This window comes from Brevundimonas sp. NIBR10 (genome assembly GCF_027912515.1).
Classification (GTDB): domain Bacteria; phylum Pseudomonadota; class Alphaproteobacteria; order Caulobacterales; family Caulobacteraceae; genus Brevundimonas.
This window is the reverse complement of sequence record NZ_CP115464.1, coordinates 374413-389868: the sequence shown is the minus strand read 5'-3', so window position 1 is coordinate 389868 and position 15456 is coordinate 374413. Positions and strand designations below refer to the sequence as shown.

14 protein-coding genes are annotated in these 15456 nt (G+C 68.4%); 5 read left to right on the top strand and 9 right to left on the bottom strand.

What is annotated here, in order from left to right; genetic code table 11:
• Nucleotides 1-4: 4 nt before the first annotated feature.
• A complete protein-coding gene (pheS, locus tag O5K39_RS01935; RefSeq protein WP_271145626.1) occupies nucleotides 5-1087 on the bottom strand; it encodes a phenylalanine--tRNA ligase subunit alpha in 1083 nt (360 codons plus the stop codon).
• A 117-nt stretch (nucleotides 1088-1204) separates the two neighbouring features.
• Here pheS and O5K39_RS01930 point away from each other — a divergent pair, with 117 nt between their 5' ends.
• Nucleotides 1205-2077 (top strand): pirin family protein, encoded by an 873-nt coding sequence (locus O5K39_RS01930; RefSeq protein WP_271145625.1) that lies wholly within the window; start codon nucleotides 1205-1207, stop codon nucleotides 2075-2077.
• Nucleotides 2078-2099: 22 nt separating this feature from the next.
• On the opposite strand, the gene O5K39_RS01925 is transcribed toward O5K39_RS01930, so the two are convergent.
• From O5K39_RS01925 to timA, 5 genes are all read right to left on the bottom strand, one after another.
• The gene (locus tag O5K39_RS01925) at nucleotides 2100-3881 is read right to left on the bottom strand and encodes an ATP-binding protein (RefSeq protein WP_271145624.1); all 1782 of its coding nucleotides are present in this window, start codon (nucleotides 3879-3881) and stop codon (nucleotides 2100-2102) included.
• Nucleotides 3882-4103: 222 nt separating this feature from the next.
• A complete protein-coding gene (locus O5K39_RS01920) occupies nucleotides 4104-6923 on the bottom strand; it encodes a TonB-dependent receptor (RefSeq protein ID WP_271145623.1) in 2820 nt (939 codons plus the stop codon).
• 189 nt (nucleotides 6924-7112) lie between these two features.
• Nucleotides 7113-7478 (bottom strand): hypothetical protein, encoded by a 366-nt coding sequence (locus O5K39_RS01915; RefSeq protein ID WP_271145622.1) that lies wholly within the window; start codon nucleotides 7476-7478, stop codon nucleotides 7113-7115.
• Between the two features lie 103 nt (nucleotides 7479-7581).
• Nucleotides 7582-8802 carry an MltA domain-containing protein gene (locus tag O5K39_RS01910; RefSeq protein ID WP_271145621.1) on the bottom strand — a complete coding sequence of 407 codons (1221 nt, stop codon included), beginning with the start codon at nucleotides 8800-8802 and terminating at the stop codon, nucleotides 7582-7584.
• Entirely contained in the window at nucleotides 8802-9440 is a 639-nt protein-coding gene (gene timA / locus O5K39_RS01905) for a TIM44-related membrane protein TimA (RefSeq protein WP_271145620.1), read from the bottom strand. Before timA ends, O5K39_RS01910 begins: the two co-directional genes overlap by 1 nt.
• A gap of 214 nt (nucleotides 9441-9654) precedes the next feature.
• On the opposite strand from timA, the gene secB reads away from it, so the two are divergent.
• From secB to O5K39_RS01890, 3 genes are all read left to right on the top strand, one after another.
• Nucleotides 9655-10173, top strand: coding sequence for a protein-export chaperone SecB (gene secB / locus O5K39_RS01900; RefSeq protein WP_271145619.1), 519 nt, complete (start codon nucleotides 9655-9657; stop codon nucleotides 10171-10173).
• Nucleotides 10174-10286: 113 nt separating this feature from the next.
• Nucleotides 10287-10607 (top strand): 2Fe-2S iron-sulfur cluster-binding protein, encoded by a 321-nt coding sequence (locus O5K39_RS01895; protein WP_271147209.1) that lies wholly within the window; start codon nucleotides 10287-10289, stop codon nucleotides 10605-10607.
• A gap of 61 nt (nucleotides 10608-10668) precedes the next feature.
• On the top strand, nucleotides 10669-11007 hold the full coding sequence (locus O5K39_RS01890; protein WP_271145618.1) for a PilZ domain-containing protein: 339 nt from the start codon (nucleotides 10669-10671) through the stop codon (nucleotides 11005-11007).
• Here the strand turns inward: O5K39_RS01890 and O5K39_RS01885 are convergent.
• Complete coding sequence (locus O5K39_RS01885; protein WP_271145617.1) at nucleotides 11004-11858, bottom strand: HAD family hydrolase; 855 nt, start codon at nucleotides 11856-11858, stop codon at nucleotides 11004-11006. The two genes, O5K39_RS01890 and O5K39_RS01885, sit on opposite strands and share 4 nt — an antisense overlap.
• Nucleotides 11859-12052: 194 nt before the next feature.
• Between O5K39_RS01885 and lpdA the strand changes: the two genes are divergently transcribed.
• Nucleotides 12053-13456, top strand: coding sequence for a dihydrolipoyl dehydrogenase (gene lpdA / locus O5K39_RS01880; RefSeq protein ID WP_271145616.1), 1404 nt, complete (start codon nucleotides 12053-12055; stop codon nucleotides 13454-13456).
• On the opposite strand, the gene O5K39_RS01875 is transcribed toward lpdA, so the two are convergent.
• Together O5K39_RS01875 and O5K39_RS01870 are read right to left on the bottom strand one after the other, a co-directional pair.
• Nucleotides 13453-14466: a retroviral-like aspartic protease family protein gene (locus O5K39_RS01875; RefSeq protein ID WP_271145615.1), complete on the bottom strand. Its 1014-nt coding sequence runs from the start codon at nucleotides 14464-14466 to the stop codon at nucleotides 13453-13455. The two genes, lpdA and O5K39_RS01875, sit on opposite strands and share 4 nt — an antisense overlap.
• Nucleotides 14467-14535: 69 nt before the next feature.
• Nucleotides 14536-15450 carry a tyrosine recombinase XerC gene (locus O5K39_RS01870; protein ID WP_271145614.1) on the bottom strand — a complete coding sequence of 305 codons (915 nt, stop codon included), beginning with the start codon at nucleotides 15448-15450 and terminating at the stop codon, nucleotides 14536-14538.
• Nucleotides 15451-15456 lie beyond the last annotated feature (6 nt).

The following is a 15456-nucleotide window of genomic DNA, read 5'->3' as shown; positions in this document are numbered from 1 at the left end:
ACGATCAGCTCAGGCCGGAGGCGGGATTGGGGGCGGAGAAGGCGGAGAAGCCGTAGTGGGCCAGCCACCGTGTGTCGGCCTCGAACATGGGGCGCAGGTCGGGCATGCCGTACTTCAGCATGGCCAGGCGATCGACGCCCATGCCGAAGGCGAAGCCCTGGTATTCGTCCGGGTCGATGCCGCAGTTCCTCAGCACATTGGGATGCACCATCCCGCAGCCGAGGATTTCCAGCCAGTCGTCACCTTCGTTGAACTTGAGCTGGCCGCCGGAGCGGTCGCAGCGGATGTCCATCTCGGCCGAGGGCTCGGTGAAGGGGAAGTGGTGCGGGCGGAAGCGTGCATCCACGGCGTCCAGCTCGAAGAACCGGGCGATGAAGGTCTGCAGCGTCGTCTTCAGGTGTCCCATGTGGATGTCGCGATCGATCACCAGGCCCTCGACCTGATGGAACATCGGGGTGTGGGTGGCGTCGGAATCCTTACGGAAGGTCCGGCCGGGCGCGATGATGCGGATCGGCGGTTGCCGCGATATCATGGTGCGGACCTGCACGGGCGACGTATGGGTCCGCAGCACCTTGCGCTCGCCCGTTTCGGGGTCGGGCCTCAGGAAGAAGGTGTCGTGCATCTCCCGTGCCGGATGTTTGGGCGGAAAATTGAGCGCGGTGAAATTGTGAAAATCGTCCTCGATGTCGGGCCCTTCGGCGACGGCGAAGCCCATGGAGGCGAAGATGGCGACCATCTCGTCCATCACCTGCATGGTCGGATGGACCGCGCCCTTTCGGCGAGGCCGCGACGGCAGGGTCAGGTCGATGCGCTCGGACAGCAGCCGCGCGTCCAGCTCGGCGGCCTCCAGCTCGGCCTTCCTGTTCGCGATCGCCGAGGCGACCCGGTCGCGCAGGCCGTTGATGACCGGCCCCTGTTCGCGCCGCTCGTCGGGGCTCATCGTGCCCATCCCCTTCAACAGGCCGGAGATGACGCCGGTCTTGCCGAGGGCGGAGACCCGCACGGCCTCGACCTCGGCCACGGTGGTCGCGCCGCCGATCGCGTTGATCAGGTCGAGTTCGAGCTGGGGAAGGTCGGAATGGGACATGGTCGGCAGCGTCTAGCCTCTGGCGCGGCGTTCGTCACCCTCGGGGCGGCGGGTGGTGCCGTCGAAACGCGCCGGAAGCCGCTGGCGACCCGTGATCCGGCACATTAGATGTTGCTGATGACATCCCTGACTCCCCGCACCGTCGCCCGTCGGCATCAGGCCGTCCGTGACGACATCGGCGACCTGATCACCCGTCGGCCCCTGCCCGGACCGGGTCTGGACCAGGTCGATCCCTTCCTGTTCCTGAACCACCATGGGCCCCAGACCTATGCGCCCGGCAATCGCGGCCTGCCGTTCGGGCCGCATCCGCATCGGGGGTTCGAGACCGTGACCTTCATCCTGGAGGGCGAGCTGGCGCACAACGATTCCGGCGGCGGCGAGAGCATCATCCGCGCCGGCGGGATCCAGTGGATGACGGCCGGATCGGGCCTGATCCACGCCGAACTGTCTCCGGCCGGCTTCAAGCGCGACGGCGGGCCGATGGAGATCCTCCAGCTCTGGGTCAATCTGCCTTCGCGGCTGAAGATGACGGCACCGGCCTATGTCGGGCTCCAGGCCGAGGACATCCCGACCTTCACGACCGACGATGGGCGGGTCACGGTCGAGGCCGTCTCGGGTCGCTGGGGCGAGACGACCGCCCCGATCCAGTCGCTGATTGACGTCCAGATGGCGGTGGTGCGGTTCCGGTCCGGCGGGACGTTCACGGCGCCGATCGCGCGCGGTCGTAACGTCTTCCTCTATGTCGTCAGGGGCCAGGTCTCGGTCGGTGGCGCATCGGTCGAGCCGTGGCATCTGGTGACGCTGAACGACGACGGGGATGCGGTGGCGATCGAGGCGGGTACGGACGCCGTCGTCCTGCTGGGTCATGCCGCACCGATCGGCGAGCCTGTGTTCTCCCATGGGCCGTTCGTGATGAACACGCGCGAGGAGATCATCCAGGCGATCGAGGACTACAACGCCGGCAAGTTCGGACCCCCGCCTCCCGTCTGAGCTGGAATGCGTCTAGCGTCGCTCAGGCCGCGTGGGGATCGGCCAGGGACACGGCGACCTCGGCCCCCTCGCCTGGCGTGGTCTCGATCGACAGTGCCCCGCCGGACTGACTGGCGAAGGCGGCGGCCTGGGCCAGACCCAGCCCGGCCTGACCGGTCTTGGTCGTGAAGAAGGGTTCGACGGCGCGGGCGGCGACGTCGCGGTCCATGCCGGGGCCGGTGTCGCGGACGCTGAGCCGGGGCCCCTGATCGGTCATCTCCAGCCGGACGGCGACGGAACCCGTGCCGCCGACCGCCTCGACCGCATTGGTCAGAAGCGCCCGCACCGTGGCCTCGAAGGCGACGGGGTCCAGCCGGGCAGGGGCGGGACCGGACGGGGCCTCGACCAGAAGGTCGATGCCGGGCCCCGCCTGGGCGCGCAGGCGACTTTCCATGGCGCGCAACAGGACGCCGACGTCCAGGGTTCGGACCTCGCTCTCACTGGTCTCGACGAAGGCCGACAGACGCTGGGTCACGGCCTCGCCGCGACGCCCGGCCGCCAGGGCCGCCTCGCCCAGGCGGCGCACGCGCCCGGCGTCGTCCGCCTGTTTCAGGATCATGTCGAGCGCCGAGGTGATGACGCCCAGCAGGGCGTTGAAGTCTCGAGCCACGTCGCCGGTGATGCGTCCGACCGTCTCCAGCCCCCGCCCGGCGTCGCTCTCGGCGTGGAGCAGGGCGGCCAACCTTTCGGCCTCGGCCAGGGCGGTGTCGGCCTCGGCGCGGGCGGCGCGGGCCTGGTCCAGGGCGTCTTCGGCCAGTGTGCGGGCCTCATCACGCTCGCGGACCGCCTGCGCGACAACGGCATCGGCCTCGGAGGCGACGGCTTCGGAGGGGGCATCGGCCTCAACCTCAGCTGGCACGGCCTCACCGGCCAGCAACAGGGATTCGGTCACGCCGTCGGGCCCCGCCAGTGGCAGGATGTTCCAGCGCATGGGAACGCCGTCAGGACCGGGCACCATCAGCGGACCCGCCTCGCCGGGGCCGACGCGCAGGGCGGCGCGCAGGGACTGGCGTGCCTCGACCCTGTTCACCGGGGCCACGAATCGGTCGGCGAAGTCGGCGCCGATACAGGGCTGGCCGTCGATCCGGTCCAGGGCCTGACCGTTGGCCAGCCGGATCTCGCCTTGCAGGGTCACGACCACCAGGGCGCTGGACGCCGCCTCGAACACCCGGCCGGTGATCTCGGCGACCGGATCGACCGTGGGTTCGACGACGACGGTGTCGGGCGTGGTCAGGCCGTCGGTCTCGACGATGGCGGCCGTCGATCCGACGATCTGGCCCATGTCGTTCTCGATCGGCATGGCGGTGACCGAGACCAGCATCTTTCGCCGCGTCGCCGGATTGGCCAGGATGTGCTGGAAACCGCGCACCGTCTGGCCGCGCAGGGCCCGGGCGCTGGGCAGCATGTCGGGCGGGATCGGCCGTCCGTCCGGAAAGGTGATGCCCCAGGTCGCCGAGTGGAACCGCAAGCCCAGCAGTTCGGCGTCGCGTCGCCCCATCAGCTGGTGCGCGGCCCGGTTGGCGAAGACGAATTTCCCTTGCGTGTCTGTCTCGACGATGGCGACGGGAATGGCGTTCAGGGTCTCGAACAGCCGCTTGTCGGCCGATTCGGCGACCTTCTGCACCACGTCCAGCTCGCCGGTGGTGGTCACGACCCGGCTCCTGTGGGTCAGGGCGAACCAGGTGGAATAGGCGGCGATCAGGGTCATGATGCCGGCGAGAACCGCCAGCACCCACACCCAGTTGACCTCGCCCTCCAGAAACATCGTTCGGTCGTCCCATTTCGGCGCAGCCCCGCGCCGCATAGGCCGCACGTTGCAAAGTGCGAGCCTGTTCTCGCCCGGCAGGCGAAACGCCGCCCATCACTCGACCGCCTGAACCCCGTCCGTCAAGCCGCCGCCCGCAGATGACGCACCGCCCCCTGAAGGAGGCATGAAAAAAGGCCGGACGTCGCCGCCCGGCCTCTCTTTCGTCAGGTCTCGTCAGCTTCAGAGCTTGAAGCGCACGCCGACGAAGACGTTGTAGCCGAACTTCTCGTACTCATAGGTCCGCTCGGTCGAGCCGTAGTAGCGGACGCCGGCCGAGTCGGTCAGGTTCTTGGCCTCGCCGAACACCTCGATCCCGTTGCCGAAATCGTAGCTGGAGGTGAAGTCCAGCTGGCCACGACCCTCGACATAGAGGTCGAGCCCGGGCCGGGTCGCGTCGATGGCCTCCAGGAAGTCGCTGCGGTGGGTATAGGACACCCGGGCGCTGAAGCCGTACTTCTCGTAGAACAGCGCGGCGTTCCAGGTGGTGTCCGACTGACCGGGCAGGACAAAGGTGTTGCGTCCGGCATAGGCGCGGCGGGTTTTGATCTCCGCATCGGTCAGGGTGTAGTTGGCGAACACCCCGAAACCCGAAGCCCAGCCCGGCAGGAAATCGAAAGTCTGCTGCCAGTTCAACTCCACCCCCGAAAGATGACCCTCGGGCGCATTGCGGGTTTCGGTCACGATGGCGCTGACGGTCCCGCCCGGCAGGACATAGGGCTCGACCGAGTTCAGGGTGAAGCGGTAGTTCGACAGGTCCTTGTAGAAGGCGTTGATCGAGACGACGCCCAGCGGCCGCAGATAGTATTCCAGGCCTGCGTCGAAGTTGTTCGACAGGGTGGGTCGCAGGTCGGGATTGCCGCGCGCCACTGTGGTCACGCCAGCGTCAGTGGTTTCCAGCACCCGGGGGACGATGTCGGCATACTCGGGACGCGAGATGGCGCGTGTCAGGGCGACACGACCGATCAGGTTGTCGTTGAAGCTGTGACGAACCGTCAGATTGGGGAAGAAGTCGGTCTGCTCGCGTCCGACCGTGCGCAAGGTCCCTGTCGTGCCACCCGGCGGCACCACCAGGGCGGATCCGTCGAAGCTGGTCTGTTCCAGCCTCAACCCCACCAGGACGTTGGTCGCCCCGATATCGAACCGGGCCTGGCCATAGCCGGCCAGGATGTCTTCCTGCGCGGTGTAGTCGGCGCTCAGCGACTGGGGGATGCGCCGTGACGCGGCATTGGTCGAGACCGCGCGCACGCCGTCGAGATAGGTCTCGACCAGATCGTGATCGAACTTCAGACCCAGGTCGTAGTCATAATTCTGCGACGGGGAGGTGCTCAGCAGAGGGGCCAGCAGGCCGGGGTTGACCGGGGCGGTGGTGGTCCGGTCGCGATAGCGTTCCTCGTCGGCGGTGATGTCGCGGGTCGCGTACTTGGCCCCGAACTTCAGTGTCACGTCGCGGTCGAACAGCACGGTCGGCAGTTCCAGATTGGCCTTGACCGCCACGTCCTCTTGTTCGGTCGTGTTCGAGCGGAAGGTGTTTTCCCGGAAGCTGTAGTTGGTCGGCGTCGCATAGTAGGTCGAGGCGAACGGCGAATAGGTCGGCGAATAGTGGTTGGTCGTGTCGTAGCTCAGGGTCTGGGACCCCGAGCGATAGACCAGTTCGTCGCGGTGCGGATAGGTCTGCTCGCTGCGGGCCCACGACACCGCGCCGTCCAGCACGGCCCCGTTGGTGAAGGTGTGTTCCGCGCCCAGGTTCAGGGTCGCGATCTGATTGTCCTGCTCGCGGTGACGCAGTTGCTTGTAGATGCGCGCGCCGGTGAAGGTCGCGGTCCGGTCGGTCGATCCAGCCTGAAGCACCCCGTCCGAATAGGTGAAGCGCAGGGTGTCGCGGAACTCGTTGTCGTTGAACTCGGCGAACGACCCGCGCAGCCAGGCCCGGGTGGCGTCGGACGGCCGCCATTCCAGCGCCGCCGTGATCGCCTTGCGGGTGCGTTCGGTCTCATAGTCCTTGAACAGGGTCTCATCGAGATAATAGCGGTTGGTGGTGGCGTTGTAGTTCCACGCGTTCTCGACGTTCTCGGGCCGGCGGTTGGTCTGGGAGAAGCTCAGCGACACCAGGGCGCCGAAGGTCTGGTCCGGTCCGAAGACGTTGGACAGGGTGCCGCCCGCGCGGACATCCGAACCGCCGTAGTCGTTGTAGCTGCCGCCGCCATAGGCGCTGACCGCCAGGCTGCGCTGGTCGAAGGGCGAGCGCGTCTTGATGTTGACGGCGCCGGCGATCGAGTCGGCGTCCTGGCTGGGCGACAGGGTCTTGGAGACTTCCACGGTCGAGACGATGTCGGACGGCAGGGTGTCGAGGTCGACGGCGCGCGTGGTGGGCGAGACGGCAGGGACGGCGACTCCGTCGACGGACACGGCGGTGAAGGCGGCGGGCGCGCCACGCACGTTGATGTAGCGGCCTTCGCCCTGATCGCGCTGGATGGCGATGCCCTGGACCCGCTGGAGCGATTCCGCGACATTGGGGTCGGGATAGCGGCCGATGGCGTCGGCCGACAGGATGTTGACGGTGCCCTGGGCGTTGCGCTGCTGGTTCAGCGAGCGGGCGATCCCGTCCGTGATCACCCCGGTCACGACCACGTCCTCGATCGACACGGCGTCAGCGTCGGCGATCAGGGCGATGTCCAGTGTGGTCACAGTGCCGGCGGCGACCGTGACGGGTCGTGTCGCATCGGGCAGGCCGAGGTAGCGGATTTCGAGTGTCGCGGGTCCGGGTTGCAGGCCCGACAGGCTGAACGTCCCCTGGGTGTCCGTTACCGCCCGGCGACCGGTCTCGCGCACCACGATCTCCGCGCCCGGCAGGGCGGCACCGGAAGGCCCGGTGATCCGGCCCGAAAGGACCTCGCCCGCCGGCGGGGCCTCGGCCACGGACGGTGCGGTTTCGGCGGCCGACACGGCGCCGGCAAAGGCGAGCGGCACGATGGATGCGCCCAGAAGAAGAGCCAGTTTCATTGCATGATCCCCACGCGCGACCGGGCGATATTTCGCCTCGATCCGATGGGGCGGCCCTTAGCCCTGCGCAGCTACGTCACCGCGACGGTTCCACGACGCCTGTTTCGCGGTTTCTCTTCGGGGGTGTGACAATCCATCCCGTGACGGAGAATCTGTCACATCTTCGATATGTGAACCGGCCGCAGAGTCTCAGTGGGCGTAGCGCCGGCTGCGGAAGGCGCGGCCGGTCAGCAGGGTCTTGATGAAGAAGAAGATGGCGATGGCGATCGCATAGCCCAGGAACAGGGCCAGACAGGTCATCCAGAACTCCAGGCTCATGATGTCCGGCAGGACCATCGAACCGCCGTCCAGCATGGGCCTGATCATCATGATCAACCGGTCGACGATCACGGCCCCCAGCGCGCTGCCGCCCAGACCGCGCCAGCCGCCCATCATCAGGGCGGCGATCAAGGCGATGATCAGGCCGGTCACCTGGTTGACGCTGTCGAACCCGCCCGAGGCCAGGGCGAACAGGCCGTTCAGCAGGCCGCCGATCGAATCGATGAGACTTTCCATAGGGACGCTCCGTTCGGCGCGCCTTAGCGGCGGCCTGATACAGGGTTAACGTCGTTCGCCGGGATTCGCTCCGCATGGCACCCCGTCGTCCCGATGCGGTCGATCAGCGCGGTACCAGTCGCCACATCCGCAAGGGATGCCGAACGGTGCCGGCCTCGGCCCCCGCCGCCTCGCCCCGCCCCATGTAGAAGTCGGCGCGGACCGGCCCCCGGATCGCCGATCCGGTGTCCAGCGCCACGACCAGACCCTGATAGCCCCCGCGGGCTCCTGCAAGAAGGGGGGCGCCGTTCAGATTGCCTGCGTCCGCCTCGATCCAGACCAGGTCGCCGTAGGTCCAGTGGGCGGGATCGACGGCGATAGACCGGCGGGCGGTGAGTGGAATCCCCGCCGCCCCGGCCGGGTGACCCCCGTCGTCGGGCTGCAGGTCGAAGAAGATATAGCGGGGGTTCAGGGCCGTGATCGCCCGCGCCTCGCGTCCTCTATGCGCGGCTAGCCATGCGCGGATGGCGTCGCCGGAGGTGCCGTTCTCGGGCAACAGGCCCTGCGCCGCCATGGGCCGGGCGATGCCGGTGAAGGGCCGGCCGTTGTCGGCGGCATAGGCGGCCCGCCCCGTCGCTCCGTCCTCGAAGGTCAGATAGCCCGAGCCCTGGATCTGGAGGAAGAACAGGTCCTCGGCCCTCATCCAGGCCAGGACGGGCGCGGAGGGCGATCCGGCCGCCGCCGCCGCCTCGATCGCCGCCCGGTCGGCATAAGGGCCGGTCGAGCCGTCTGGACGGCGCTGCACCACGCCGGCCGCCGTCTTTTCCAGATCCAGCGGCCGAGCCAGCACCGGCATGTCGAACTCGCCCCCCTGTGCGTGGCGGGCCGGATATTCGGGCGCGAAATAGCTGGTCAGCAGGCCGGGGCGGCCGTCCGGCGTCCGGGCCGCCTCGACGCGGAAGCCGCGCTCGAAGAAGCTGCGGGCCACGGCCGGGGTCACGGGTTTCGAGGTCTGGCGGATCGCCTGGGCTTCGTCGCAACGGGCCATGGCGGCAGGCTGCCGCGCCGCACGGCAACCCTCGGCATAGGCCATGAAGGCGGCCAGGTGATCTTCCCGCGACCAGCCGGGCAGGCCGGCGGGACTGTCGGCGGGCAGGGTTTCGTAAGGTACGGGTTCGGGCGGGGGTGCTGCCGGTTCCTGGGGCGTGACCACGGGCGGCGGTGCCGAGGGTGACGGGGCCGTCGTCGAACAGGCGGCCACCATCAGCAGGCCGCACAGCATGCCGATCCGGACTGGGCCGATCCGGGCCAGACCCGGCATCGACCGCACGGCGGAGCGGCGCATCAGGCGGTGGCGGGTTCGACCCGCGCCAGGACCCAGTTGGGATCGGTCGCGCCCAAGGTGCGCTCGAACGTCCAGTGCTCGGCCGTGCGACGTTCCTCGATCCGGGGCTCGCCCGGCGCCCCCGGCGTGGCCTCGCCCTCGGGCGGAATGATGTTGGAGCGGATCTCGGCCAGGAAACGGACCTTGGCGATGGCGCGGTCGCCCTCGACCGTGGCGCTTTCCAGATCGGCGCGGGGGGGATGCAGGAACTCGACCTGTTCGGTCTCGCCGCGCACCTCGCGCGCCGCGATGCCGTGCTCGAACGACTCCATCACCGCCGGGGCCAGCAGGGGTTTCAGCGCCGCCCTGTCGCCCGAGGCATAGCCCCGCACGATGGTCTCATAAGCCTGACGCGAGCCGTCGAGGAATTTGCCCGCATCGAAGGCCGGATCACGGGCGCGGAGGCCGGAAATCGCCTGCATCGTGATCGAATCCAGCGCCGGGCGAGGGGCCGGGGGCGTCTCGCCGGACGGCAGGACGGGGGTCTTGGCGTCCTCCTGCGGCTGGCGGCCGACGCGTTTGCCCAGCACATTGTACAGCTGGAACAGCACGATGGCCGCGATCACGGCGAACAGAACGATGAGAACCTGGGCCGGCAATCTGGATATCCTGAGATGGGCGTCGGCGCGGCCTGAGGGGGCTGCGTCCTTCAAGCGGAACGATTAGGGGCTGATATGGATGCGCGCAAGGCGCGGCGCACCCCCGCCGGGTCGTGCGCCGTTGCCGCAGGGCCCGCCTTCTGATAGTCGCCGCGCCTCATGCGAGGCCGCGTCCGGCCTCAGCCCCACAGCTTCATTCGACGGCCCCACGCCCATGACCGACGTTTCCCCCACCGACAGCACCGTCCCCGCGCCCGGCGAGAATGCCCAGGGTGGCCCGCCCACCGGCGGCTTCCGCATCCTGGCGCAATATGTTCGCGACCTGTCGTTTGAGAACCCCAAGGCCCCCGAGAGCCTGCGCATGGAGGGCAAGCCCGCCATCGACATGGGCGTCGAGCTGAACGCCCAGGGCCGCCCGGACAATCTGTTCGAGGTCGAGATGCGGCTGTCGGTCAAGGCGACCACCGACGCCGGTCCGGTGTTCAACGTCGAGCTCCACTACGGCGGCCTGTTCCAGCTGAACAACGTCGCTCCGGCCGACATCGAGCCCCTGCTGCTGATCGAATGCCCGCGCTACCTGTTCCCGTTCGCGCGCGAGATCATCGCCCGCGCCACCTCGGATGGCGGCTTCTCGCCCCCCTTCATGATGGACCCGATCGACTTCGTCGGGATCTACATGGCGCGCCAGCAGCAGATGGCCCAGAATCGCGACGCCCAGCCGGGCCAGGCTTGAGGCCCGGCCGGGTGATCCGGTCCGGATCGCCCATGCGCTGAGACACCGGTGTCGACGACGAGAGTTCGTCTTCCCGGCTTGTGCGGGGCGCGGACATTGATATGACGCGTCCCATGGCCAAGATTACCTATATCCAGCACGACGGCGGCGAGAGCACCGTGGACGTCAAGCCCGGTCTCTCGGTGATGGAGGGGGCGGTGCGCAACAACGTTCCCGGCATCGACGCCGACTGCGGCGGGGCCTGCGCCTGCGCCACCTGCCACGTCTATGTCGATCCCGACTGGACCGAGAAGACGGGCAAGCCCTCGGCCATGGAGGAGTCCATGCTGGACTTCGCCGAAGAGGTCGAGCCGAACTCGCGCCTGTCGTGCCAGATCCGGGTGTCCGACGATCTGGACGGGCTGATCGTCCGCCTGCCGCAAAGCCAGCACTGACACCCCGCCTTTACGAAGTCTGGGGCACGGTCGTCGCCGGTCAGGCGTTACGGTCCCCAGTATGGCGTTGCTCTCATCTCCCAGCGAACGACGGCTCGAGCCGCGCCAGGTCGCCAATGCGCGCGGCGTGCTGGTGGCGCCGGGTCTCGAACTGGTCTGCATGATCGTGGACCTGTCGGGCGGCGGCTATCGCGTCCGCCTGGACCGTGGCCTGTCCCTGCCGCGTCAGGTCATGCTGGTGGACATCGCCGCCGGCACCGCCTGCGAGGCCGACGTCGCCTGGTGCAAGGGCATGGAGGCGGGCCTGAAATGCCGCGTCCGCGCCAACAGCCTGAGAGGCCTGGTCCCCGCCCGCTTCGCCCCCGCCCGCGACGCCTGGGTCAGGGCCGGTGGGCGCTAGACCCCCGACGGCATCGTCCCCGAGTTGATGGCGATCCGCCCGACCAGACCCTTGACGATCAGGTCCAGCGCCGAGCCTTCGCGGTAATCGGCGGCGGCGACGAAATTGACCCTGTCCTCGCTGATCAGCCCATAGATCTTCTGCTGGTCGCGTTCGGAGTTGCGTGGGTCATAGACGGCGATCGAATAGCCGCCCTTGGTGTGCATCATCTTCATGGTGGGCACGTCGGTGTCGCCGTCGCCCAGGAAGATCATCCGATCGAACGGCACGGCCCGGTCGTCGTCGGGCATGAATTTGTTGATCTGTTCGTGGTCCCAGTGGTTCAGGACGCCCTTGTTGATGCGGAACAGATACTGGGTCTTGGTGGTGTAGTTGACCCCCACCGCCGGCCAGATGGCCACGCCGTGGTCGTCATAGACGAATTTGGACGCGAACACGTGGTGGAAGGCGTCGCGGATCGGACAGCCGTCGATCATCTCCTCCAGCCCGGCCGAGATGATGTAATGCTCGATGTCCAGGCCGTATTCGGCGCCCTTGGCGTTGATCCGCTCGAACCAGCCCGGTCCGGTCAGGTCGGCCTTGAGCCCGTCGAACAGCTTCACGTCCTCGCCGTGCCCGGCCAGCAGCCGCTTGGTGATGGGGTTGCCGTGCTCGCGCGCGCGCTGGAGCATCAGCTGCATGTACATCAGGATGTTGTCGGCGTCGGCGGTCTTTGTCAGCCGGTCCGCCTCGCCCCAGAAGTCGCCGATCCCCATGCCCAGCGAGGGGATGAAGGTTACCTCCTGCATGTTCCCCCGCGCCAGGGTGCCGTCGAAATCATAGATGATGGCGGTCTTCAGACGGTCGGCCATTGTGGCCTCCTGGAGTTAGGGCTTGGCCGCCATGGCTTAGGGCCTGGATCAAACCGGCTCAAGCCAGGGCTTGCCGCACGCGATCACGGGCGATCGAAAAGGCGCCGCTTGCCGGTTCCCCGTGGCGTCCCGATGTTCTAGGACACGCGCGCGCCCTCCTCGACCCGCGCGACAGACCCTCGAAGGATACTCCCATGGCCGAAACTTCCTATGACGTCGTCATCATCGGCGGTGGGCCCGGCGGGTACAATGCGGCGATCCGGGCGGGCCAGCTGGGGCTCAAGGTCGCCTGCGTCGAGATGCGCGAGACCCTGGGCGGGACCTGCCTGAACGTCGGCTGCATGCCCTCAAAGGCCCTGCTGCACGCCTCGGAACTGTTCGAGACGGCGGTCAAGGAGTTTCCCAACATCGGCATCAACGCTGGCACCCCGACGATCGATCTGGCCAAGATGATGGGCCAGAAGCAGGACAGCGTCACGGCCTTGACCAAGGGGATCGAGTTCCTGTTCAAGAAGAACAAGGCCGACTGGATCAAGGGCAAGGGCAAGATCTCCGGTCCCGGCAAGGTGGAAGTGACCGCTGCCGACGGCACCGTCACCACCCTGACGGCCAAGGACATCGTCATCGCTACGGGCTCGGAGCCCACCCCGCTGCCCGGCGTGGATTTCGTTCCCGGCAAGGTGATCGATTCGACCGGTGCCCTGTCGCTGTCGGCCGTGCCCAAGAAGCTGATCGTCGTCGGCGCCGGGATCATCGGGCTGGAACTCGGGTCGGTCTGGCGGCGTCTGGGGGCCGAGGTGACGGTGGTCGAATACCTGCCGCGCATCACCCCGGGGATGGACACCGATCTGGCGACCGCCTTCCAGCGCGCCCTGACGAAACAGGGCATGACCTTCAAGCTGGGCTCCAAGGTCACGGCGGCCAAGACCACCAAGACCGGGGTCGAACTGACCGTCGAACCGGCGGCCGGCGGCGCGGCCGAGACCCTGACGGGCGACGTCGTCCTGGTCGCCATCGGCCGTCGTCCCTACACGGCCGGACTGGGCCTTGAGACCGTCGGAGTCGAGACCGACAAGCGCGGCGTGATCGTCGGCGATCACTTCAAGGTGGCATCGGGCGTCTGGGTGATCGGCGACGTCACCACCGGTCCGATGCTGGCCCACAAGGCGGAAGAGGATGCGGTCGCGGCCATCGAGCTGATCGCGGGCAAGGCGGGTCACGTCGACTACAACCTGGTGCCCAGCGTGGTCTACACCTTCCCCGAGGTCGCCTGGGTCGGCAAGACCGAGGACCAGCTGAAGGCCGAGGGCGTCGCCTACAAGTCAGGCAAATTCCCCTTCACCGCCAACTCGCGCGCCAAGATCAACCACGAGACCGAAGGCTATGCCAAGGTCCTGGCCGATGCGACGACCGACCGGATCCTGGGCGTCCACATCATGGGTCCCCAGGCCGGCGAGATGATCGGCGAGGCCTGTGTCGCCATGGCGTTCGGCGGCGCATCCGAAGACCTGGCCCGCACCAGCCACGCCCACCCGACCCGCTCCGAAGCCGTCAAACAGGCGGCCATGGGCGTCGAAGGCTGGACGATGCAGGCCTAACTCCGCGTCGGCCCCGCGATCGCCCGCCTCAACCCCGTGAAGCTCATCCGCGAGCGGCCGAAGTCGAGCGACACCGTCCGGAACCGGTAGAGGACGTCCGCCCCCAGCAGCAGGGCGGGCGCCTCGATCAGGTCCAGCGCCCCGAAGGCGTGCAGGTCGGCGAACAGCAGGGAGGTCGGCCCAAGACGCTGGCGGTTGATGTCCAGCATCCCGACCGAGCCCCGCTCGGCCATCAGGGTCTGGCCGGTGACGCCGTAAACCGGGGTCAGGGCGCGCTGGATCGTCGTGCCCCCGCGACCGCCCAGCGCCCGGTGCAGGGCCATATTGCCGATCGAATACTGGGCCCCGGAATCGACGAAACACTCGACCGGCACCCCGTCGGCGCGGGCGTTGAGCAGGATCATCTGGCCGAACTCGCCGGTGCGGATCCGGCTGCAGTCGCCGCGCCGGATGCGGCTTGAGGTCCCGAAGGCGCGGCCGAACTGGATGATGTCGGGCCCCGACGGGCGCAGCAGCATGGTGCGCCGGACCATGTCGAACTGCAGCTCGAACCGCGACAGCACGTCCAGCCCCAGCAGGCCGTCGGCGGCCAGCATCTCGCGCGGGAAGACGGCGGCATAGACGTCGTTGAACCGCCGCCCGCCGAAGCTGAGCCGCGCGATCTTCACCGTCGGCGCGATCTCGGCCGAGGTCACGCCGTGGACCAGGATCGACGGACCTGCGGGCAGGGCCAGGGCCGTGGCCAGGTCGGCGGCGATGGCGGTGCGGCCGGCCCCGGTGTCGAGCACGAACTGTGACCCCGCATGGCCGTTGATATTGGTCTTGGCCGACATCCGGGTCAGCAGGTTGGAGAGCAAGGCCGTGCGGTCTTCGGTGGGCGGCAGGCGGGTTCCGGTAACCTGGGACAGAGCCAGGGCCGGGGTCGCCGCCAGACCGGTCAGTGCCGCGAGCCCACCTGCAAAGGCGCGGCGGCTGGTGGTTCTGTCCGACGTGACGTTTTCCGCCCTCATCCCCGCCTCCCCAGCGGCTTTGGTGCGAAGTCTAGGCCCAAATCGGGCGGTGAGTCCAAACGGCGGCGGTCAGGCCCGGGGATGCGCCGCCGCATAGGCGCCCAGCAGGCGGGCAGAATCGACGGCGGTGTATTTCTGGGTCGTCGACAGGCTGGCGTGGCCCAGCAGGTCCTGGATCGAGCGCAGGTCGGCCCCGGCCCCCAGCAGATGGGTTGCGAAACTGTGCCTCAGGGCATGGGGGGTGGTCGAGGCCGGCAGGCCCAGCCGCCCGCGCAGGGCCTGGACCGTCGCCTGCACATGGCGCGGGCTCAGCGGCCCGCCCCGTACGGCCCGGAACAGGGACTCGCGCGGTCCGATCACAAAGGGCTGGAGCGCCAGATAGGCATCGACCGCCTCGCGCACGGCCGGCAGGACGGGCACGAGCCGGGTCTTGGATCCCTTGCCGACGATACGCAGGGTCTCGGGCAGGGGCGCATCGGCGCGGATCAGGCTGAGCGCCTCCGAAATCCGCAGGCCGCATCCGTACAGCAGGGTCAGCACGGCCCGATCGCGCGCGGCAGCCCAGGGCGCGCGGTCGGGATCGGCGTCCGGATCGTCCAGCATCTCTCGCGCCTGAACCGCAGTGACCGGCCGGGGCAGGGTCGCCTTGATCCGGGGCCCGCGCACCAGGGCCAGCTGCGGCGTCGGGGTGTCGCAGCGCCGGTCGAGAAAGCCGTGCAGCGACCGGATCGCCGCCAGGGTCTGGCCCAGCGACCGTGCGTTCAAGGGATGGTCGCCGCTGCGCCGCGCCGCCAGATGGGCGCGGACCTCGGCGGCGGTGACGGTCCCCAGATCAGCGAGCGATTGCGCCTCGCCGCGATGCTGTTCCAGAAAGGCCAGCCAGGTTCGACCGATGTGGCCATAGGCCTCCAGCGTCCGGGGCGACAGGCGGCGTTCGTGCGCCAGATGTTCCAGCCAGGCGAACAGGGCCTCGGAGGATGTCATGGTTTC

Excerpts from the sequence above, each read along its gene's own strand:
- pheS (WP_271145626.1), bottom strand. The coding sequence starts at position 1,087 with ATGTCCCATTCCGACCTTCCCCAGCTCGAACTCGACCTGATCAACGCG.
- O5K39_RS01930 (WP_271145625.1), top strand. The coding sequence starts at position 1,205 with ATGACATCCCTGACTCCCCGCACCGTCGCCCGTCGGCATCAGGCCGTC.
- O5K39_RS01925 (WP_271145624.1), bottom strand. The coding sequence starts at position 3,881 with ATGTTTCTGGAGGGCGAGGTCAACTGGGTGTGGGTGCTGGCGGTTCTC.
- O5K39_RS01920 (WP_271145623.1), bottom strand. The coding sequence starts at position 6,923 with ATGAAACTGGCTCTTCTTCTGGGCGCATCCATCGTGCCGCTCGCCTTT.
- O5K39_RS01915 (WP_271145622.1), bottom strand. The coding sequence starts at position 7,478 with ATGGAAAGTCTCATCGATTCGATCGGCGGCCTGCTGAACGGCCTGTTC.
- O5K39_RS01910 (WP_271145621.1), bottom strand. The coding sequence starts at position 8,802 with ATGCGCCGCTCCGCCGTGCGGTCGATGCCGGGTCTGGCCCGGATCGGC.
- secB (WP_271145619.1), top strand. The coding sequence starts at position 9,655 with ATGACCGACGTTTCCCCCACCGACAGCACCGTCCCCGCGCCCGGCGAG.
- O5K39_RS01895 (WP_271147209.1), top strand. The coding sequence starts at position 10,287 with ATGGCCAAGATTACCTATATCCAGCACGACGGCGGCGAGAGCACCGTG.
- O5K39_RS01890 (WP_271145618.1), top strand. The coding sequence starts at position 10,669 with ATGGCGTTGCTCTCATCTCCCAGCGAACGACGGCTCGAGCCGCGCCAG.
- O5K39_RS01885 (WP_271145617.1), bottom strand. The coding sequence starts at position 11,858 with ATGGCCGACCGTCTGAAGACCGCCATCATCTATGATTTCGACGGCACC.
- lpdA (WP_271145616.1), top strand. The coding sequence starts at position 12,053 with ATGGCCGAAACTTCCTATGACGTCGTCATCATCGGCGGTGGGCCCGGC.
- O5K39_RS01875 (WP_271145615.1), bottom strand. The coding sequence starts at position 14,466 with ATGAGGGCGGAAAACGTCACGTCGGACAGAACCACCAGCCGCCGCGCC.
- O5K39_RS01870 (WP_271145614.1), bottom strand. The coding sequence starts at position 15,450 with ATGACATCCTCCGAGGCCCTGTTCGCCTGGCTGGAACATCTGGCGCAC.